General features: G+C 65.6%; 19 protein-coding genes. 8 read left to right on the forward strand and 11 right to left on the reverse strand.

All coding sequences use genetic code 11. The features are described from left to right. Window positions 1-181, forward strand: a 181-nt coding sequence (locus J3S28_RS19870; RefSeq protein ID WP_207842483.1) for a hypothetical protein, incomplete at its 5' end; no start/stop codon positions are given. On the opposite strand, the gene J3S28_RS19875 is transcribed toward J3S28_RS19870, so the two are convergent. Continuing rightward, window positions 161-1,321 (reverse strand): acyl-CoA dehydrogenase, encoded by a 1,161-nt coding sequence (locus J3S28_RS19875; protein ID WP_207842484.1) that lies wholly within the window; start codon window positions 1,319-1,321, stop codon window positions 161-163. The genes J3S28_RS19870 and J3S28_RS19875 overlap by 21 nt on opposite strands. A gap of 200 nt (window positions 1,322-1,521) precedes the next feature. On the opposite strand from J3S28_RS19875, the gene J3S28_RS19880 reads away from it, so the two are divergent. Next, window positions 1,522-2,349: a dienelactone hydrolase family protein gene (locus J3S28_RS19880; RefSeq protein WP_207842485.1), complete on the forward strand. Its 828-nt coding sequence runs from the start codon at window positions 1,522-1,524 to the stop codon at window positions 2,347-2,349. Between the two features lie 19 nt (window positions 2,350-2,368). Here the strand turns inward: J3S28_RS19880 and purE are convergent, their stop codons facing one another. Next, the gene (gene purE, locus J3S28_RS19885; RefSeq protein ID WP_237341862.1) at window positions 2,369-2,845 is read right to left on the reverse strand and encodes a 5-(carboxyamino)imidazole ribonucleotide mutase; all 477 of its coding nucleotides are present in this window, start codon (window positions 2,843-2,845) and stop codon (window positions 2,369-2,371) included. Window positions 2,846-2,876: 31 nt separating this feature from the next. Beyond that, on the reverse strand, window positions 2,877-4,181 hold the full coding sequence (locus J3S28_RS19890) for a 5-(carboxyamino)imidazole ribonucleotide synthase (RefSeq protein WP_372436046.1): 1,305 nt from the start codon (window positions 4,179-4,181) through the stop codon (window positions 2,877-2,879). Between the two features lie 98 nt (window positions 4,182-4,279). Between J3S28_RS19890 and J3S28_RS19895 the strand changes: the two genes are divergently transcribed. After that, the gene (locus J3S28_RS19895; RefSeq protein WP_207842488.1) at window positions 4,280-4,840 is read left to right on the forward strand and encodes a GtrA family protein; all 561 of its coding nucleotides are present in this window, start codon (window positions 4,280-4,282) and stop codon (window positions 4,838-4,840) included. A 10-nt stretch (window positions 4,841-4,850) separates the two neighbouring features. Here J3S28_RS19895 and J3S28_RS19900 read toward each other — a convergent pair whose 3' ends face one another. The 4 genes from J3S28_RS19900 to J3S28_RS19915 form a co-directional block, all read right to left on the reverse strand. Then, the gene (locus tag J3S28_RS19900) at window positions 4,851-6,143 is read right to left on the reverse strand and encodes a sensor histidine kinase (RefSeq protein WP_237341847.1); all 1,293 of its coding nucleotides are present in this window, start codon (window positions 6,141-6,143) and stop codon (window positions 4,851-4,853) included. Window positions 6,144-6,169: 26 nt separating this feature from the next. Then, window positions 6,170-6,847, reverse strand: coding sequence for a response regulator transcription factor (locus tag J3S28_RS19905; RefSeq protein ID WP_207842490.1), 678 nt, complete (start codon window positions 6,845-6,847; stop codon window positions 6,170-6,172). A 131-nt stretch (window positions 6,848-6,978) separates the two neighbouring features. Continuing rightward, window positions 6,979-8,652, reverse strand: coding sequence for a nucleobase:cation symporter-2 family protein (locus tag J3S28_RS19910; protein WP_207842491.1), 1,674 nt, complete (start codon window positions 8,650-8,652; stop codon window positions 6,979-6,981). 131 nt (window positions 8,653-8,783) lie between these two features. Further along, window positions 8,784-9,302 (reverse strand): PH domain-containing protein, encoded by a 519-nt coding sequence (locus tag J3S28_RS19915; protein WP_207842492.1) that lies wholly within the window; start codon window positions 9,300-9,302, stop codon window positions 8,784-8,786. Between the two features lie 161 nt (window positions 9,303-9,463). Between J3S28_RS19915 and J3S28_RS19920 the strand changes: the two genes are divergently transcribed. Further along, on the forward strand, window positions 9,464-10,081 hold the full coding sequence (locus J3S28_RS19920; protein WP_207842493.1) for a hypothetical protein: 618 nt from the start codon (window positions 9,464-9,466) through the stop codon (window positions 10,079-10,081). Window positions 10,082-10,090: 9 nt separating this feature from the next. Here the strand turns inward: J3S28_RS19920 and J3S28_RS19925 are convergent, their stop codons facing one another. Then, window positions 10,091-10,903, reverse strand: coding sequence for a biotin--[acetyl-CoA-carboxylase] ligase (locus J3S28_RS19925; RefSeq protein WP_207842494.1), 813 nt, complete (start codon window positions 10,901-10,903; stop codon window positions 10,091-10,093). Window positions 10,904-11,029: 126 nt separating this feature from the next. On the opposite strand from J3S28_RS19925, the gene J3S28_RS19930 reads away from it, so the two are divergent. From J3S28_RS19930 to J3S28_RS19940, 3 genes are read left to right on the forward strand one after another with little or no spacing between them, the layout of a single operon-like run. Then, on the forward strand, window positions 11,030-12,658 hold the full coding sequence (locus tag J3S28_RS19930; protein WP_207842495.1) for an acyl-CoA carboxylase subunit beta: 1,629 nt from the start codon (window positions 11,030-11,032) through the stop codon (window positions 12,656-12,658). After that, window positions 12,655-12,900: an acyl-CoA carboxylase subunit epsilon gene (locus tag J3S28_RS19935; protein WP_207842496.1), complete on the forward strand. Its 246-nt coding sequence runs from the start codon at window positions 12,655-12,657 to the stop codon at window positions 12,898-12,900. The genes J3S28_RS19930 and J3S28_RS19935 overlap by 4 nt, the downstream gene beginning before the upstream one ends. A gap of 28 nt (window positions 12,901-12,928) precedes the next feature. Continuing rightward, on the forward strand, window positions 12,929-13,555 hold the full coding sequence (locus J3S28_RS19940; protein WP_207842497.1) for a Maf family protein: 627 nt from the start codon (window positions 12,929-12,931) through the stop codon (window positions 13,553-13,555). 37 nt (window positions 13,556-13,592) lie between these two features. Here the strand turns inward: J3S28_RS19940 and J3S28_RS19945 are convergent, their stop codons facing one another. Genes J3S28_RS19945 through J3S28_RS19955 form a run of 3 tightly spaced genes read right to left on the reverse strand, consistent with a single transcriptional unit; the run spans window position 13,593 to window position 17,589 of the window. Further along, entirely contained in the window at window positions 13,593-14,957 is a 1,365-nt protein-coding gene (locus J3S28_RS19945) for a hypothetical protein (protein ID WP_207842498.1), read from the reverse strand. 23 nt (window positions 14,958-14,980) lie between these two features. Beyond that, complete coding sequence (locus J3S28_RS19950) at window positions 14,981-16,393, reverse strand: hypothetical protein (RefSeq protein WP_207842499.1); 1,413 nt, start codon at window positions 16,391-16,393, stop codon at window positions 14,981-14,983. After that, on the reverse strand, window positions 16,300-17,589 hold the full coding sequence (locus tag J3S28_RS19955) for a glycosyltransferase (protein WP_207842500.1): 1,290 nt from the start codon (window positions 17,587-17,589) through the stop codon (window positions 16,300-16,302). Before J3S28_RS19955 ends, J3S28_RS19950 begins: the two co-directional genes overlap by 94 nt. A gap of 131 nt (window positions 17,590-17,720) precedes the next feature. Between J3S28_RS19955 and J3S28_RS19960 the strand changes: the two genes are divergently transcribed. After that, on the forward strand, window positions 17,721-18,989 hold the full coding sequence (locus J3S28_RS19960; RefSeq protein WP_207842501.1) for a glycosyltransferase: 1,269 nt from the start codon (window positions 17,721-17,723) through the stop codon (window positions 18,987-18,989). Window positions 18,990-19,000 lie beyond the last annotated feature (11 nt).

The raw sequence follows: 19,000 nt of genomic DNA on the forward strand, positions 1-19,000 counted from the left end.
ATTCCAGCGCTCGATGATCCGCTGGGTGTTCATTGCGCCCAATCTAGTGGCACCGGACGCGGTCGCACATCAGACCTGGGGTGGATCTGTATCCCCGGAATTGGTGGGTTGTGGCGACGCCGACCTGGACGAATGCTCGCCAGAACCCACCACGATCGGGCTAGCGCAGGAGTGCTCGTGACATCACGACGCGCTGGATCTGGTTGGTGCCCTCGTAGATCTGGGTGATCTTGGCATCACGCATCATCCGCTCCACCGGGAAATCACGGGTGTAACCGGCACCACCGAACAACTGCACCGCATCGGTGGTCACCTCCATCGCCACATCCGAGGCAAAACACTTCGCCGCCGCCGAGATGAACCCCAGATTCTTCTCCCCTCGCTCAGCCCGCGCCGCCGAGGTGTACACCATCAGACGAGCAGCCTCGATCTTCATCGCCATATCCGCGATCATGAACTCCACACCCTGAAACGAGCTGATCGACTTCCCGAACTGCTTACGATCCTTCACGTACGCAATCGTCTGATCCAGCGCCCCCTGGGCAATACCGATCGCCTGCGCACCAATAGTCGGACGCGTGTGATCCAACGTCTCCAGAGCCGTCTTGAACCCGGTACCCGGCGCGCCGATGATCCGATCACCCGGAATCGTGCAATTCTCGAAATACAACTCCGCAGTCGGCGAACCCTTGATCCCCAGCTTCTTCTCCAACGGCCCGACCGTGAACCCCGGATCGTCCTTGTGCACCATGAACGACGAGATCCCGTTCGCACCCTTGTCCGGATCGGTCACCGCCATCACCGTGTACCACGTCGACTTGCCACCATTGGTGATCCAGCACTTGCTGCCGTTGAGCACCCAGGTGTCACCGTCCTGCTTCGCCCGGGTCTTCATCGACGCCGCATCCGAACCGGCCTCACGCTCGGACAACGCATACGACGCCATCGCCTCACCCGAAGCGATCGAGGGCAGCACCTGCTGCTTCAGCTCCTCCGAACCCTTCAGGATCAAACCCATCGTGCCGAGCTTGTTGACCGCCGGGATCAGCGACGCCGACGCATCCACCCGCGCGACCTCCTCGATCACAATGCACGCCGCCACCGAATCGCCACCCTGCCCATCGAACTCCTCGGGCACATGGATCGCGTTGAACCCCGAAGCGGTCAACGCCGCCAAGGCCTCATCGGGAAACCGCGAATTCTCATCCACATCAGCCGCGTACGGCTCGATCTCCTTCTCCGACAGCGCCCGAATCGCCGCACGCAACTCATCGTGCTCCTCACCGAGCTTGAACAAATCGAAATCGGGGTTGCCGGCCATCAGAACACTCCTCATATGCGCCAGTGAAAAATCGGACTCCTCGCCCGAGTGCAAAGTCGGGCTCTACGCCCTCAAGCGTAATACCGCGTCCACACTCAGTTACTGGCGGGTAACTGAAGATCGCGTACTCCCCACCGCCACGAAATGTGGAAGCTAGCCTTGGCCGCAGACATCCTATTCTGCCCGAAAGGTGATCGCCCATGAGTCCGAAGACGTCGCCGGCCGAAGCACTCGCCGCCTTCGAGAAGTCAGATTTCACCCATTACGGCCAGACGCGCACGATATACCGGCTCGGCACCGGTCCGGCGGTGATCATCATCGCCGAGATACCCGGGATCACCCCCAAAGTTCTCCGCTTCGCGCGCAAGGTCGCCGAGATCGGCTGCACCGCGGTGTTGCCGAGCCTCTTCGGTGTCGACGGCCTGGATCCGTTGCACGCCGGGCCGGGCGATGCCCGCAAGATGGCGTCGGCACTGGTGCCGCGGTGTATCAGCAGCGATTTCACGGTGCTCGCGACCGGGAAGTCGTCGCCGGTTGTCAACTGGTTGCGAGCTCTCGCCGCTTCCGAACACGAACGGTGCGGCGGCCCGGGGGTCGGGGCGATCGGAATGTGCTTCACCGGAGGTTTCGCACTGGCCATGGCGACCGACGAGCGCCTCCTCGCGCCGGTCGTCGCCCAACCGTCGCTGCCGTTCCGGCCGCTGAACGCGCTCGCGGGCAACATCGACATCTCCGCGGAGGAGCTGGAGACGGTGAAGGGCCGGTGCGCCAAAGGCTTGCAGGTGCTCGGCGTTCGGTTCAAGGGAGACAAACTATCCCCGCCGAAACGCTTCGAGTTCCTGCGCGAACAGCTCGGTGAGGCCTTCGTGGCCATCGAACTCGACGACAGCGATGCCGCGCCGTCTCCGTTGCCACCCCACTCCGCCCTGACCGAGCACCTCATCGACGAACCCGGAACACCCACCAGGCAGGCGCTCGACGACGTGCTCGATCTGTTTCGGCGGAGGCTGCTGACCGAACCGGCCTGACCTCGCGCAGATCCGGCGATCAGCCTCCGAGCAGTTTGTCCTGCAGCGCTTGATCTTTGGCGAGAACCATATCGGACAGATCGGCCTGGAACTGTTCCATCCGGGTGCGCAGCGCAGGGTCCGAGGCGGCCAGGATGCGAACGGCGAGCAGTCCGGCGTTGCGGGCCCCGCCGATCGACACCGTTGCCACGGGAACCCCGGCGGGCATCTGCACGATCGACAGCAGCGAGTCCATTCCGTCGAGATACTTCAGCGGCACCGGCACCCCGATGACCGGCAGCGGCGTTGCCGACGCCACCATCCCGGGCAGATGGGCGGCGCCACCAGCGCCGGCGATGATCACCGAGAGGCCGCGTCCGGCGGCGTCTGCGGCGTAATCGAGCATGCGTTGCGGAGTACGGTGCGCCGAGACGACCCCCACCTCGAAACGAACCCCGAACTCGGCCAACGCCACCGCGGCGGCCTCCATCGTCGGCCAGTCGGAATCGCTGCCCATGATCAGTCCGACGAGCGGACCGTTCGTGTTCTCACCCACCGTGCACATCCCATCCGTCGGTCCAGACCCCGTGCGACATCCAATGTGCGGCCCGTTCCGCGAGTTCCCGCAGCTGCGCGACGTAGTCCGGGTCGTCGACATCGCCACCCGGCGCACCCACGATGTTGACGTGGCCGATCTTGCGGTCGGGCCGTTCGCCCTTCCCGTACAGGTGGACCTTTGCCCGCGGGATTCTCGCGAACAGGTGGTGCAGGCGTTCGTCCATGGACATCGACGGCGCCTGCTCGGCCCCGAGGATGTTGGCCATCACGGTGGCCGGTGCCAGTACCGAGGTGTCGCCGAGCGGATAGTCCAGTACGGCCCGCAGATGCTGTTCGAACTGACTCGTGACCGCGCCGTCCATGCTCCAGTGCCCGCTGTTGTGCGGCCGCATCGCGAGCTCGTTGACGAGCAGAGCGCCGTCTGTCGTCTCGAACAGTTCGACCGCCATGACTCCCACCACGCCGAGTTCACCGGCGAGGAACAACGCGAGCCGCTGGGCAGCTTCGGCGAGTTCAGCGTCCAGACCCGGCGCGGGCGCGATCACCACCGCACATTGCCCCTTGCGCTGAACCGTCTCGACCACGGGCCACACAGCGCCCTGCCCGAACGGCGAGCGGCCGACCATCGCCGACAGTTCTCGCCGCAACGCGACCTTCTGCTCGGCCATCAGAGCGGTGCCCGCCGGCGCCTCGTCGACCACCGCCAGAGCCTGCTCCCGGTTGTCGATCAGCCACACACCGCGACCGTCGTAGCCACCGGTGACCGTTTTCAGGACGATTTCCCAGTGATGTCGCTCACCGAACTCGACGAGCGCCTCGCGCGGTGAGCTGGACCCCAACTCGACGTAGTCCGGGATCGGAGCGCCCAGCTCGGCGAGCTTGCGGCGCATCCGGAGCTTGTCCTGTGCGTAGATCAGGGCGGTCGGCGGCGGGAGCACCTTCACCCCCTCTGTGACCAGTGACTCGAGGTGTGCGACCGGAACGTGCTCGTGGTCGAACGTCAGCGCGTGGGCGCCCCGGGCGGCCGCACGAAGGTCGTCGAGGTTGGTGTGCGAACCGAACACCACATCAGGAGTGACCTGAGCTGCAGGTTCGTCCGCCGATGCGGCGAGAACCCGCAGCCGCTGGCCCAGGGCGATGGCCGCCTGATGGGTCATCCGGGCGAGCTGACCCCCACCGATCATCGTCACCACGGGCATACCTGTTGTTGCGGCATCACGGCTGCCGTCGGGCGAATCGGGTGCCGGCGGCACGGTCGGCGCGGGTACCGCGGTCGAATCACTCGTCACGGCTATCCATGTTGTCACGATCTGAGGTGTTCGAATGACACGGGACCGGCCGAGAACGCGCCGGATTAGTTCACCGGCGATGTTTTTTCGTAGACTGCATCCTTGTGTCATTCATCGACGGGCTGATGGCCCGTACCCCGGCGCCCATCAGGGGCCTGGCGATGAAGCACCACGAGCTCATCAAGTTCGCCATCATCGGTGGTTCGATGATGCTTTTCGACATGGCGATCTTCTATTCGCTTAGTCTGACGATCCTCGAGAACAAGCCCGTGGTCGCCAAGATCATCTCGGGTGTTCTCGCCACCATCGTCAGCTACGTCCTCAACCGCGAATGGGCATTCAAGAATCGCGGTGGACGCGAGACGCACCACGAGGCCCTGCTGTTCTTCGCGATCAGTGGCGTCGGTGTGATCTTGCAGGCCGCGCCCCTGTTCGTGGCCAACAACATCTTCGACATCCGCAGTTCCGTCGACGTCACCAAGCTCGTCGTCATCGACTTCGTCCTCGGTTACATCATCGGCAACCTACTGCAGATGGCCTTCCGGTTCTGGGCTCTGCGCCGCTTCGCGTTCCCCGAGTCCGACCTTCGCGGTACCGCGGCCGGTTCCACGGATCCACACCCCACTGCCGAAGATCTCGCGGACGAGGAACTCGGCCACAGCTGACGCCGGACCATCAGCGGGGTTCGGGCCCCCTGGGGAGAACGTGATCGGCATCCGGATCGACTTCGTGTCGCGGCACCACGATGGCAAAGGTCGGCGGGCGACGCTGCAGCAGGTCGAGTCGTCCTCCGTCGGCCTCGATCAGAGCTCGCGCCAGCGGCAGACCGACACCGCTGGACCCGCCCTCGGAGTACCCCCGCTGAAAGACGTGCGGGGCGCTCTTGTCGCTGACACCCGCGCCCTGGTCCGACACCGAGATCCGGATCATGCCGCTCCCGGGCAGCTCGCGGGTCTCGATCAGGCAGTCACCCTCACCATGGCGCAATGCGTTGTCCACAAGCACGCTCAAGGCCTCGCGTAGGCGCGTCGGGGTGACGCGAGCGGCGCACTCTCCCGACGCGACGGCGGAAAGCGTGCGGTTCTGCACGGCGAACGCCTGCCCGTAGTCGGCCACGACCTGGTCCACCTGCCCGGGCACGGCCACCGGGTCGAGCCGCGCCACCTGCTCACCACGCGCGGCGGTGATCAGTTCATCGAGCTCGCTGGTGAGCCGCTCGACCTGGGCGAGCGCGGCGTCGGCCTCGTCCACCACGTCCTGATCGGGATGGATGGACAACTCGTCGAGTCGCAGTCTGATGGCGGTCAGTCTGCTCCGGAGCTGATGAGAGACCTCGCCGACGATCCGGCCCTCACGCTCGAGACGGACCGTGATCTCACGATTCGCGGTATCGAGCGCCGACGACACCCGGTCGAGTTCCTCGATGTCGTAGTGTCTGCCCTCGGTCCCGAAGTCCCCCTGGGCCATGCGCGCCGCTCGCGCGGCGACGTCCTCCAACGGGTCCGCCAGGCGGCCGGCGGTCACCGCGGCCACGACGAGGCCTGCGATGACCGAGGTCGTCACCACCAGTGACACCACCCCGACGGCCGCCCATTGCCTGCTGCGGACCTGCGAGTAGGGCACCGACAGCGTCACCGAGCCCGCCTCGCCGAGGGTCAGCGATTCCGTCACGGGTTCTTCGTCGAACGACGCCCCGATGTCGAGTCTTGCCTGATCTGTGCCGTCTTCGGACACCACCGGAAAATAGATCTCCAGCCGTCCACCTTCGGGGACGAGCAGCCGGAACTTGTCGCGATCCAGATCGCCGCTGACCGAACCGTCCGGCCCCTCCTGGTTGAGGAGCTCCGCCGACACGCGTTTGAGTCGATCGTCGAGATCTTGGTGTGCGGTGTCGTCGACCCACCACCAGGCCGTGAACATCAGCGGCACACCCAGCAGCAGGCCGATGCCCATGACCATGGCCATCATCGACCGCAGGATTCGTCGGCGCACGTCTAGTCGGGGTCGAAACGAAAGCCGACGCCGCGCACTGTGACGATCCGCTTCTTGCGGCCGGGACGATCGTCCCCGATCTTGCGGCGCAGCCAGGAGATGTGCATGTCCAGGGTCTTGGAGGAGAGCAGATCCGGTGTTCCCCACACCTCGGTGAGGATCTCCTCGCGGCTGACCACTTCGCCGCCGCGTTCCATCAGATATCGCAGCAGATCGAACTCACGGTTGGCCAGGGTCGCGTCCTCGCCGGCCACCAGAACTCGACGCCCGCGAGCGTCGAGATGGATGTCACCGGCCTCGATCACCACGTCGGCACTCTGTTTGCGGCGCAACAGCGCCCGCACCCGGGCGAGCAACTCGGCCAGCCGGAACGGCTTGCCGACGTAGTCGTCGGCTCCGGCGTCGAGACCGACGACGAAGTCGACTTCGTCGGTCCGTGCGGTCAGCATCAGTACCGCGAGCTGCGGACGTACGGCCCGGATGCGCCGGCACACCTCCAATCCGTCCATCTCGGGCAGCCCGAGGTCGAGAACCAGGAGCTCGAATCGTCCGCTGCGGGCCATCTCGAGGGCTTCGGTGCCGGTCGTGACGACCTCGCAGCCGTATCCCTCACGGCTCAAGGCGCGGGCGAGGGGCGTAGCGATGGCTTCGTCGTCTTCGGCCAGCAGAACTTCGGTCACCTTGCCAACTTAGCCCCGCCGACCCAGACCTGGTCGTGACCGGCACGCACCACCAGCGCCCCCGCATCGGTGATGCCCGAAATGGGCGATTTCCCTCGCGGCCTGAGCCACCTCGATGGATCCAGGGACGTTCAGGTGCGCCCGCGCTTGGAGAACTCCCCGTGGGTGTGTCCGTCCCACTTCTCGTACACCTGCTTGACCTTGGGGTTGTCCTGTTCCCGGATCCAGTCGCACAGGTCGGCGTCGGCATTCGGATTCGTGACGATGATGGTGTGGAGATCTTCGTGCTTCTCGGCGAGTTCTCGGAGTTTCTCGCTGCTCGTCGACGGGTCGGCGGCCTCCAGCGCATCCCGCGGGTCGAGGAACGGACCGCGCGGCGCGTCGAACCCGCCTCCCCCGACCTCGTCCTCGTCGATCGCGTCCCTGCGCATGGCCGCGGAATTGAACAGCAGGTTCAGGACGATTGCCGTGAGCGCTCCCGCCGAGATACCTGAATGGAAGATCGTCTGGAACCAGTCTGGGAACTGGTCGTAGAGGTCCAGAGCCACGTCGACCGGCGCAGCGCCCAGGTTGCGATCGGTGTAGTACAGCTTGGCTTCGGTCAGCATCGCGACGCCGACGGAGATCGCGACGACCAGGATGTTGGAGTTGTTGAACTTCACCTTCGACAGGGTTCGCACGCCACTGGCGGCGACCATGCCGAACAGCGCCACACCTGCGCCACCGAGAACCGGCATCGGGATGCCCTCGACGATCGCGGCCATCTTGGGCAGCAGTCCGAGGATCACCAGGATGATGCCGGCACAGGTGGCGACGTGACGGGTCTTGACGCCGGTGATGGCGACCAAACCGACGTTCTGGGCGAATGCCGTGTACGGGAACGTGTTGAAGATGCCGCCCAGGACGGTCCCGAGGCCGTCTGCGCGCAGGCCGTCCGCCAGTTTCTGTGGGGTGATCTTCTTGCCGACGATCTCGCCGACCGCCACGGTGTCGCCGGTGGTCTCCGTCATGATCACGATGGCGACGATCAGGAGCGCGAGAATCGAACTGATCTGGAATGTCGGCGCGCCGAACTGGAACGGTTGTACGAAGCCCACCCAGTCGTAGTGACTCACGTTGTCCCAGGTGGGCATTCCGAACGGGATCGAGATCAACGTGCCGGCCACCAGACCGAGCAGGACCGACACCCGGCGCAGCGCGTCCGGAGCGAATCGCTCGATCATGAGGATGATCAACAGGGTCAAAAATCCCATGCCGATCGCACTCGGGGCGCCGAAATCAGGTCCCTTCGCGGTGCCGCCGCCGAACCACCCTGCTGCGACCCGCATCAGTGACACCCCGATGATCAAGATGATCGTTCCGGTGACCAGCGGAGGGAAGAACCGGATGAGCTTTCCGAACACCGGCGCCATCAGGATCATGAACAATCCCGAGGCGATCACCGCACCGTAGATCGCTGTGATGCCGTGTTCGACGCCGATCGTGATCATCGGGGCGACCGCGGCGAAAGTGACGCCCTGCATCAGGGGCAGTCTCACGCCGAAGCGCCAGAAGCCCACTGCCTGAAGGATCGTCGCGATGCCCGCGACGAACAGATCGGCCATGATCAGGTGCACGATGTCCGACGATTCGAGCTCGCCGGCACTCACCATGGCGCCACCGACGATGAGTGGGACAGCGACCGCGCCGGCGTACATGGCGAGCACGTGCTGGAGGCCGAGCGGAAGGAGCCGCGTAAGCGGAGGGACCTCGTCGACGGGGTGTTCGGCGGCGCGACCTCGGGCGATCACGGAGAGGAACGACATGGGCGTCCTAACGATGCGATGGAGCGTTGACGATGAGATCGTCGAACTCGCACATTTCGGACATCTGACCAGGAGGTTTCACCGGTGTTTCGGCCGGCATGCACCGGGCGCCACGGCGGACCTATGCCGGATCAACGGCGGAAGTCGTCGCCGTCCCGGGTGTCGAACACCTCGTGGTAAAGCAGGGAGTGCACCCGCTCGACGTGCGGGATGTCGTTGAACTCCAATGGATCCTCGGATGCCGATTCGATGATCAAAGTGCCGGTACGCAGCACTCGGTCGACGAGTCCGTGCCGGAACTCGACCGAGTTGATGCGCTGTACCGGGATGTCGATACCCGAACGGGTGACGATCCCGTTCCGGTAGGTCACCCGGCGATCGGTCAATACGAAATGAGTTGTGCGCCAGCTGATGAACGGACGGACGAAAAACCAGATGACGATCACCAGCCACACCACGGCGATGACTATTCCCACCACGAGTTTGGCGGTGGAGTTGATGTCGGAGGTGGACAGGTACCCACCGGCGACACCGGCGAGGGCCGTACCGACGATGAACACGAAGGTCGGGAGCAGCAGGCACTTCCAGTGCGGATGGTGATGCAGCACCACCCGCTCGCCCTGGGCCAGGATGCTCTCGGGATACCCCATCGACAAACCCCTCCGACTCGCGCCACGCCTCGCGCGACCGGTGCGCGCGGTTCCACTGCATCGCAATCAAACCAGATGCAGACGTACCGGTGGGCTTCGGCGAGGATTCGCGCGCCACGGCGCCGCTGGTCAGTAGACTCAGCCGCATAGGGAGGTGCGAGATGTATCCGAACGACCCGAACAAACCGCGTACCGCGCGTTACGACCGGGGCTATGACCCGGAACCACAGGCGTACAGCCAGTCGTACCCACAGCAGCCGGGCTACGGTCAGGACCAGGGCTACGGGCAGCAACCGCCCGCGGACCAGTACTACGCGGCCGCGCCGGCGCAGCCGCCGCGCCGCCCCAGGTCGAACCGGCCCCAGGTCAATCCGACCATGTTCATCGGCGGCGTCCTGGCCACCGCGATCGTCACCGGTCTCGCGGCCTGGCTGGTCGCCTGGTTGATCCGATTGGTGATCGAGCGCGTGAACGAGACCGGCAAGCTGGGTGTCTGGAACCCGATGGCCAACGACGAGTACTGGTTCGCCGTCGTCGCCTTCCTGTGTGCGCTCTTCGCAGGAGCTCTCTGGTACGTCCTGCAGTTGGCGACACCCTCACCCAACCAGTTCTTCTCGTGGATCGTCGGCTTGCTGATCATTGCAGCTGTGCTGATCCCACTGCTGCTCTCGCGGGATTGGACCACGGGTATCTCGACCGCGATCATTCACGCGGTGATCGGGCTGCCGATCCTTTTCCTCGTGCCCGCGATGGGCACGAAGAGCATGGAACGGCGCTAGCGCAGACCTTCAGTCCGCCAGTCGTAGGTGGGTGACGTCGCCGGCCGCGACGGCGACGTGCTCACCCCCCGCGACGTCGACCACCACTCGTCCGGTGCTGTCGATCGCGGTGGCCACACCGACGAGCTCGTCCCCGACCGGCAGTTGCACCCTGACCCGGTGCCCGAGAGTTGCGGACGCGGCGCGATAGTCGTCAGCGACCGCCCCCAGATCGGCGGGCCACTGATCGAGCCTGTGCGAGAGTGCGATGAGCAGGGCCGCCGCCAGATCGGCTCGGTCGACCTCGGCGCCGGCCAAGCTCAGAGACGTCGCGGTCGGCACGGGCAGTTCATCCTCCGACAAGCTGACGTTGATCCCGATCCCGATCACGACGACCGGCCCCGCCGGTCCATGCGTCAATTCCGCCAGGATGCCGGCGACCTTGCGGCTGTCGCCGTCGACCGGCAGCAGGACGTCGTTGGGCCACTTGAGTTGCGGTTTCAGATCAGTCACCGCCTCGATCGCCTCGACGACCGCCAGACCGGTCAGCAGCGGAAGCCAACCCAGGGCACTCGGCTGATCCGAGGTGTCCGCCGCTGCGGCCACCGAAAGGGCGACCTGCGAGCGAGGCGGACTCGTCCACGACCGCGAGTGTCTGCCGCGGCCCGCGCTCTGGTATTCGGCGACGAGGACCGAACCCGTGGTGTCACCCGAACCCGACAGCGCAACGAGGTCGGCATTGGTCGAACCGGTGTCCTCCACCACCCGGATCGACCGCCACCTGGTGCCTGCCACCTTGGCGATGAGGACGTCGGGATCCAACGGTGCGCGCGTGTCTGTCATGAGGTCACAGCCTAGAGCTGTGACAGCGATTTTATGTGTGTCGAAGAGTACCGGATCAAACATGAGAGAACCCTCAGGTTAGCCCGGTCTGCACCCCCACCGAGGGCAGTGGATAGCATCAAGGCCATGACGAGTGCCCCCCAGGACGCGGAACCGACGCCGGACATCCACACGACCGCAGGAAAGCTCGCTGACCTGCATAATCGCCTATCGGAGGCGAAGCACCCGGTCGGTGAGGCAGCGGTCGAGAAGACCCACGAAAAAGGCAAGCTCACCGCACGCGAGCGAATCACCCACCTGCTCGACGACGGCTCGTTCGTCGAACTCGATGCCCTTGCGCGTCATCGCAGCACCAACTTCGGGCTCGCCGAACGACGCCCACTCGGAGACGGTGTCGTCACCGGATACGGCACCATCGACGGCCGCGAGGTCTGCGTGTTCAGCCAAGACGTCACGGTCTTCGGTGGCAGCCTCGGCGAGGTCTACGGCGAGAAGATCGTCAAGGTGATGGATCTGGCCATCAAGACCGGCCGCCCCCTGGTCGGGATCAACGAGGGCGCAGGCGCCCGCATCCAGGAGGGCGTCGTCTCCCTGGGCCTCTACGGCGAGATCTTCCACCGCAACGTCCGCGCCTCTGGCGTCATCCCGCAGATCTCCCTGATCATGGGTGCAGCGGCCGGTGGGCACGTCTACTCCCCCGCACTCACCGACTTTGTCGTCATGGTCGACAAGACCAGCCAGATGTTCGTCACCGGCCCCGACGTGATCAAGACGGTCACCGGCGAGGACGTGACGATGGAAGACCTCGGTGGCGCTCAGACACATATGGCGAAATCCGGTGTGGCGCACTATGTCGCCAGCGACGAGGAAGACGCCCTGGATTACGTCAAGGAACTGCTGGGCTACCTGCCGAGCAACAACCGGGCTGATCCGCCGCGACTGCCTGTCGCCGAACCGGCCGCCGGATCGATCGAAGACACCCTCACCGAGGAAGATCTCGAACTCGACACCCTCATCCCGGACTCGCCGAACCAGCCGTACGACATGCACGAGGTCATCCGCCGCATCCTCGACGACGATGAGTTCCTCGAGGTCCAGGCCGGGCGCGCGACGAACATCATCGTCGGTTTCGGTCGCGTCGACGGTCGCAGCGTCGGTCTGGTGGCCAACCAGCCGACCCAGTTCGCCGGTTGCCTCGACATCAACGCCTCCGAAAAGGCCGCGCGATTCGTTCGTACCTGCGATGCCTTCAACATCCCGATCATCACGCTCGTCGACGTGCCCGGCTTCTTGCCCGGCACCGACCAAGAGTTCAACGGCATCATCCGTCGGGGCGCGAAACTGCTCTACGCATATGGCGAGGCGACCGTCGGCAAGATCACCGTCATCACACGCAAGGCCTACGGCGGCGCCTATGACGTCATGGGGTCCAAGCACATGGGCGCCGACGTCAACCTGGCATGGCCGACCGCCCAGATCGCGGTCATGGGCGCCTCAGGTGCGGTCGGGTTCGTCTACCGCGGCAAGCTCAAGGATGCTGCTGCGAATGGCGAAGACGTCGATGCCCTGCGGCTGCAGCTGCAGCAGGAGTACGAGGACACCCTCGTCAATCCATACGTCGCCGCGGAGCGTGGGTATGTCGACGCGGTCATCCCGCCCTCGCACACGCGCGGCCAGATCGCGACTGCCCTCAAACTGCTCGAGCGCAAGCTCGTCAACATGCCACCGAAGAAGCACGGGAACATCCCCCTATGAGCGACGACACGGTGGCGGAGGCCACGGATACCGCACCGGCGAAGCCATTTCTCACTGTCGTGAGAGGCAACCCGTCTGACGCCGAGGTCGCCGCGCTCGTAGGCGTTTTCGCGTCCGCCGGCGACTCGGGCGGACCGGTCGACAGCGGCCCGCGAAACCTGTGGGGCACCCCATCCGATCGCCTGCGGGCCGCAACCGGCCTGGCTCCGAGCGTGTTCCCGAACCTCGCGTTCGGCTACTGACTCCCCGTGGACGCGCGGTGAGGTCTCGATGACCCGCTTCATACTGGCATCGGCCTCACCGGCGCGGCGTCGGATCCTGCAGGCAGCCGGACTCGACCCGATGGTTCAGGTTTCCGACGTGGACGAGGATGCCCTCATCGCCGAAATCGGTTCGAGCACATCACCCGCGGACATCGTTGCCGCTCTCGCCAGGGCGAAGGCCGAGAGCGTAGTGGCCGCGCTCGATCCCGGCCTCCGAGACGACGCGGTACTCGTCGGGTGCGATTCGATGCTCCATCGCGGCGGTGCACTCACCGGCAAGCCGCATACCGCTGCTGCTGCCCGAGCCCAGTGGCACGCGATGCGCGGCACGGAGGCCGAGTTGCTGACGGGCCATTGCCTGGTGCGACTGATCGCCGGCGAGGTTGCCGCCACCGCGAGCCGGACCGTCACGACCACAATACGTTTCAGCAGTCCGACGGATGCGCAGATCGACGCTTATGTCGCCACCGAGGAGCCGTTGACGGTGGCCGGGGCATTCACTCTCGATGGCCGTGGCGGCTGGTTCGTCGACGGGATCGACGGCGATCCGTCATCGGTGATCGGCATCAGCCTTCCGCTGGTACGTAGCTTGCTCGACGATGTCGGAGTGAGCATCACCGACCTCTGGGTGTGACGGCCATCGCTCGTCAGGTTCCGCCGGCCACGTCTGATCACCACATTCGGTGATCGAGGCCCCACGCAGTCAACTCCTCCCCGATCTGTTTGCGCATCAGATCGGCGTCTCCGAAGTGGTCGGGGTGGATCCCGAAGAACGTGATCGTCACCTTGTCCCCGTACTCGACTGCCCACGCCGCCACCGCAGGTCCCAGCGTCCTGCGATGCTGCGGAGGGCGGCCCTGCATGATCGCTCTGATCCCGAACGACGTCGCCGTCTCTCCGCCGAGTTCGAGCGCAGTCCGAGGCACGACCCCCAGATTCGACACCGTGGTGTCCGGGCCCGGTATCGACTGCATCATCTTCCCGATCAATCGTTTCGGTAGCAGACGCACAACCGGTTGCAGGTTGTCGGCCACCGCGGCCGCCCCGTTGTTCGCATAGTCGATGAAGGCTTCCTTGCTCAGCGCTCTGATCTCGCCGAGGCCACGGTCGGGTGTGATCTCCCCGGGCACTCGAATCCACACGCCACCAGATGCATTCGCACGTTCGTCACCGTCGCCGCGCCTGCTGACGGCGATACACAAACGCATCGCCGGCGCCGGAACGGGATACCCCGAGCGTTGCACCAGGCCGCCGAGTAGCGCGGTGAACAGACTGTTCGACGTGCCGCCGTGTTCGGCCGCCCGGGCAATCCACTGCTCCTTGTCGACATCCGCGGTGGCGAGCGTTGTCTCGGGGCCACCACGATCCGGGGTCATTGCCGCCTTCGGGGACTGTGGTTCCTTCGGGACGCTGTCCACCGATGTGTCTTTGCCGCGCTGCTTCCACAGCGCCGTGGCAAGGAGTGTGCACGACCGGGCAGCCGCTGCCACCTGTTGCCGGGCATCGGTGAGATCGTCCCGTAACCCAGGCCAGCCGCGCGTCTGATCCAGGGTGGGCAGCGTGTTGGTCGACGCACCTGCGTGAGCGGCGGCGAGTGCCGCATAGACGCCCTGTCCGTCGGAGACCATGTGCGAGACCAACAGTGACAGCGCGTACCCGCCCGATCCGGTCGGTGCCCCGTCCAGCTGCCACCCGTGACCGTCCGCCGGTCGCAGCGCCGAACCGCGAACACGTTCGTCCATCCACGCCCCGATCTCGTCGTCGGCGATGGGTGACGGCGCACACCTCAGATCAGGAACCTCGTCGTGACGGACCCACCGATCGCGGGCCAGTGGTACCCGGGTCCGGCGTACCCGGCGGTTCAGCGACCCGGCTGCCAGCTCATCACGCAGTCGGACCAGCGCCGCCTCACCGGGGTGTCGGTCGAAGACCCACAGGAACTGGATGGGTGCACCGAGGCCGAAAAGGTCCTCGGCCAACAGATAGGATTCATCCGCACCGGTGACCCGATCTGCTTGTATTCCTTGCTCAGACATGAGTTCGTCCTCCGATCAATGCATCACCAGATGCGGTGCGGCAGTCCCCAGGCAGCGAGTTCGGCAGTGAGCAGGCGGTGCAGTTCCGGCCGGTCGCCGAACCGGGATTCGTCGAATGCCGCCACCGAGAACGTGAGCTGATCGCCCACCTCGAGTAGCCAGGACTGGACACCCTCGCCGAACCGGTAGGGCTGCGACGGGTCGACCCCCTGCGCAATTCCGCGGAACGCGACACCGGAGGCGGGTACCCCGCCCAGCTCCGAGAGTTCCGGGGTGAAAGCGCCGAGATTGGATGCGACCGCGTCGGGCATCCCGCTGCCCGAGCTGACCGCCTTGACGATCAGAGATGTCGGCAGCAACCACATCAGCGGTAGCAGATGGATCATGGCAGGCCTGCGGCCTGCTGCGAGCGCGGTGAAGGCGGCCTTGCACTTTCGCCGGATCGGGCCCAGGTCGCCGCCTGCGGCCGGCTCGTCGATCAGGTAGACGGACACCCCTGCGGTCGCGTTGCCTCCCTCGTCATCCGCCGTTCGACTGCTGACGGGGACCCCCACCTTGATCGGCTCTCCGAGTGGTGCGTAGCCGCTGGTTCGCAACAACCCTGAGATGACGGCCACAAAAAGGCTGTTCGAGGTGCCTCCGTGCTCCTCGGCGACCTTGCGCCACACGTCGACGTCCACACTGACGATCGCCCACGGGCCGGCGGCAGCGGGCGCCCTGACGTTCATCGGCGGACGGGGTGCGCGCATCGGGGGTGGTGGTGTCGAGTCGCGGCGCATCGTGGAGATCGTCGCGCGCACGACGCCGTGCGCCGCGGCGACGATCTGGCGAATCGAGTCACCTGCATCCGCCGCGCCGGCATGCGCCTGAGGACGCACGGACAGGGCGTCTGCTCCCCTGCCTCCGAGCGCGTCTGCGGCGGCCGACACCGTCGCCTTACCGTCGGCGACCAGATGAAGCGTGGTCAGGGACAGTACGAAGCCGCCGTCGACGGTGGGCGCGCCCCGCAGCCGCCACGACGTTCCATTCTCGGGATCCAGAGGCGCGGAATACATCTCCCGGGCCGCCCATCTCTCGACCGCGTCGCTCTCGACCGTCGTCTCGTCGAGCAGAAGATCCGGTTCCATCTCGGAGTGGACCCATCGCGGGCGCGAAAAGGGAAACGGCGACGTGATCAGGCGCCGATTCAAGGGGCTGGCCGCCAAGCGTGCGTTGACGGCCATGAGCGCGTCGTGGGAGGGCGGACGATCGAACCTCCACAAGACCTGCAGCACCACCGACCACCTGAAGGCACGGCGCACGAACCAGTAGGTGAAATCTTCGGGGGCCAGTCGCGTCATGATCAGGCCGACAATCGAATCGAGCGCCCCTGCCGGGCGGCGTTCTCGATCAGGTCGACCGTGCCTGCGGCGGCCTGCTCGGCGGGGATGAGGCATGACGCCAGCGTCGCTGCGCGATCGGTGTACGCCCTGCCGAGTACCAACTCGAGATTCTTCGTCAAAACGTCGACGTCGAGAGTTCTGAGCGGTATCGATGCCCCCACGCCCAGCCGCTCGAGTTGCAGCCCCCAGAAGGGCTGGTCCGAACCGAGCCAGCACACCAGTGCCGGTTTGCCCGCCCGGACAGCTGCGGACGTGGTACCCGCACCGCCGTGATGAACCACCGCCCGGCACCGCGCGAACACGCGTCCGTGGTCGACCGCCCCGACCACGCGCACGTGTTCGCTCGAGGTCCGGCCGAAGTCGTTCCACCCTGCGCACACCAGGGCGCGCTGCCCAAGCGTTCGGCACGCCTCGTCGATCGCGGCCAACAGAGCGTCCGGATCGGGTACGGGCATACTGCCGAACCCGAAATAGATGGGAGGATCCCCCTTGTCGATCCAGGTTTCGGTGTCGGGATCCACAGGGTCGGAGCCGATCCGGCCTCGCAGATCCGCCGGGAGATCGATGAAGCCGACGAGTGGGCGACCCGGACCCCACACCCGCGTGAGTTCGGGACAGAAGACAGGATCGTATGCCTGGACCTCGACCGCTCCGTAGTCCTGCATTCGCCGTGCCAGGGGCTGCTTCGCCGGCTCGAGCCCGAGCAGGCGCCGGAGCCGGTTCTCTCGTCCCTTGGTCAGCTGCCAGAACGCCGCCGTCACGGCAGCCCAACTGACTGCGTTCACGCGAGCGGGAAGCGTCAGGGGCGCCCCGGGGAACGGCGAGACGAAAGGATTCTCCGTCACTGGTGCATGATGCAGAACGAAGAACGGAATGTCGTCTCGTTGCGCGAATGCGAAAACAATTTGGGCCGTGGTGAATCCGGTCACCACCGCGTCGGCACCCACTGCGAGCCCGAACATCTCGTCGACCATCTGACTCCATCCGTGATCACGGATCTCTGCGAGCGCACGGAGACGCTTGAGAGGCCCACCGGTGCGCACGCCCTCTCGGATGACGGCCGAGTTGATGTGGGCCCGGGTGTCGTAGCCGAACGGGCGAGCATCGAGTCCGGCCCCTGCTGCGAACTCGACCAGGTTGGGCGGCGCTCCGAAGACCACCTCGTGTCCACGTCGCAGCAGTTCCGCACCCAGCACGACCGCGGGTTGGATATCACCACGCGTTCCGTTGAACGCGAGGACAAAACGCATCATCGCCTCCCCGCACCGTCTCGGCCCCGACCGCCGTCATTCACATCATCTTAGGTGAGGCGTTAGGGTCGTGCAGGGTCAGCGAATCCACCACCGGGAAGATCGAGCCTGCTTGGCCGAGACGAGGGGCGATGAAATTTGTACTGGCGTTCAACGGAAGTCGCGGAGACGTGCAGCCCGCGATCGCCCTCGGGAGCGAATTGGCCATGCGCGGTCACGAAGTCGTGCTCGCAGTCCCACCGAACCTCACCGACTTCGCCAGGGCGTCCGGTCTGCGGGTGCACCGCTACGGGCTCGACACTCGAGAACTTCTCCGCTCCGAGGTCGTCTCGCGGGACCTCAAGTCCAACAACCCGGTCACCAAACTGCGTGCGGTGTCGGAGATCACGCTCAGGGGCGGGCGGACCATGCAGCAAGAACTGCTCGACCTCACCGCCGACGCGGACGCCATCATCGGCGGCAGCGCAGGCCAGGAACGAGCACTCAATGTCGCGCTGGTACGTGGTATCCCTTACATCCCCATCCATCTGTGTCCCATTCGTCGCAACGGTGAGGTGTCACTGCTCACTCAGTTCGGTATCGATCCTCCGCGGCCCGTGGCACGCGCGAGCTGGACGATACTCGAACAGATCCTATGGCGGGCAACCCGATCGGCAGAAAACGCACTCGGATCCGAGTTGGGACTCCCCGCGGCCGACGCACCCGCGGCCACTCGGATCGAAAGGCAAGGAGTGCCGGAGATCCAGGCGTACGACCCCGCGTTGTTCTCCGACCTGACGTCGGAGTGGGGTGCGCGCAGACCTTTGGTGGGGTTCTTCAACCTCACGCCACAGACCCGAAAGCAGATGAGCGACGGGCACTCCGACGATGAGCTGCAGAGGTGGCTCGACGACGGACCACCACCGCTCTACGTCGGATTCGGGAGCATGGCCGTGGCCGATCCCGACCGCTTGGCGAGGGTGATCGTGGCCGCGACCGAGTCCCTGGGGCTGCGGGTTCTACTCGCCACCGGATGGGGTCGTTTGACGTTCGATGCGCCCGATGATCGGATCTACGCCGTTCCCGCCGTCGACCACGACGCGATCCTGCCCCGGTGCGTCGCGGCCGTCCATCACGGTGGCGCGGGCTCCACCGCCGCCTCCCTGCGGGCAGGACTGCCGGCACTCGTCTACTGGCTGGGCGCCGACCAGCCCCTGTGGGGCAGACAGATTCGTCGCAGCGGCGCCGGATTGAGTTCTCCACTCGCCAACATCGATGTGAACGGATTCCGCAACGCCCTCGCGGAGATACTGACGCCTGATCACACCCGCGCGGCGCGGGACCTGTCCGCGCAGTTGGTCACGCCTGCCGCAGCAGTCGCCGCAGCAGCAGCGCACGTCGAGCATGCCGTGCGATCGTGATGTACGCGCTA

Source organism: Williamsia soli (genome assembly GCF_017377795.1).
GTDB lineage: Bacteria > Actinomycetota > Actinomycetes > Mycobacteriales > Mycobacteriaceae > Williamsia > Williamsia soli.

Excerpts from the sequence above, each read along its gene's own strand:
- J3S28_RS19875 (WP_207842484.1), bottom strand. The coding sequence starts at position 1,321 with ATGGCCGGCAACCCCGATTTCGATTTGTTCAAGCTCGGTGAGGAGCAC.
- J3S28_RS19880 (WP_207842485.1), top strand. The coding sequence starts at position 1,522 with ATGAGTCCGAAGACGTCGCCGGCCGAAGCACTCGCCGCCTTCGAGAAG.
- purE (WP_237341862.1), bottom strand. The coding sequence starts at position 2,845 with ATGGGCAGCGATTCCGACTGGCCGACGATGGAGGCCGCCGCGGTGGCG.
- J3S28_RS19900 (WP_237341847.1), bottom strand. The coding sequence starts at position 6,143 with ATGATGGCCATGGTCATGGGCATCGGCCTGCTGCTGGGTGTGCCGCTG.
- J3S28_RS19910 (WP_207842491.1), bottom strand. The coding sequence starts at position 8,652 with ATGTCGTTCCTCTCCGTGATCGCCCGAGGTCGCGCCGCCGAACACCCC.
- J3S28_RS19915 (WP_207842492.1), bottom strand. The coding sequence starts at position 9,302 with ATGGGGTATCCCGAGAGCATCCTGGCCCAGGGCGAGCGGGTGGTGCTG.
- J3S28_RS19920 (WP_207842493.1), top strand. The coding sequence starts at position 9,464 with ATGTATCCGAACGACCCGAACAAACCGCGTACCGCGCGTTACGACCGG.
- J3S28_RS19925 (WP_207842494.1), bottom strand. The coding sequence starts at position 10,903 with ATGACAGACACGCGCGCACCGTTGGATCCCGACGTCCTCATCGCCAAG.
- J3S28_RS19930 (WP_207842495.1), top strand. The coding sequence starts at position 11,030 with ATGACGAGTGCCCCCCAGGACGCGGAACCGACGCCGGACATCCACACG.
- J3S28_RS19935 (WP_207842496.1), top strand. The coding sequence starts at position 12,655 with ATGAGCGACGACACGGTGGCGGAGGCCACGGATACCGCACCGGCGAAG.
- J3S28_RS19940 (WP_207842497.1), top strand. The coding sequence starts at position 12,929 with ATGACCCGCTTCATACTGGCATCGGCCTCACCGGCGCGGCGTCGGATC.
- J3S28_RS19945 (WP_207842498.1), bottom strand. The coding sequence starts at position 14,957 with ATGTCTGAGCAAGGAATACAAGCAGATCGGGTCACCGGTGCGGATGAA.
- J3S28_RS19950 (WP_207842499.1), bottom strand. The coding sequence starts at position 16,393 with ATGCCTCATCCCCGCCGAGCAGGCCGCCGCAGGCACGGTCGACCTGAT.
- J3S28_RS19955 (WP_207842500.1), bottom strand. The coding sequence starts at position 17,589 with ATGCGTTTTGTCCTCGCGTTCAACGGAACGCGTGGTGATATCCAACCC.
- J3S28_RS19960 (WP_207842501.1), top strand. The coding sequence starts at position 17,721 with ATGAAATTTGTACTGGCGTTCAACGGAAGTCGCGGAGACGTGCAGCCC.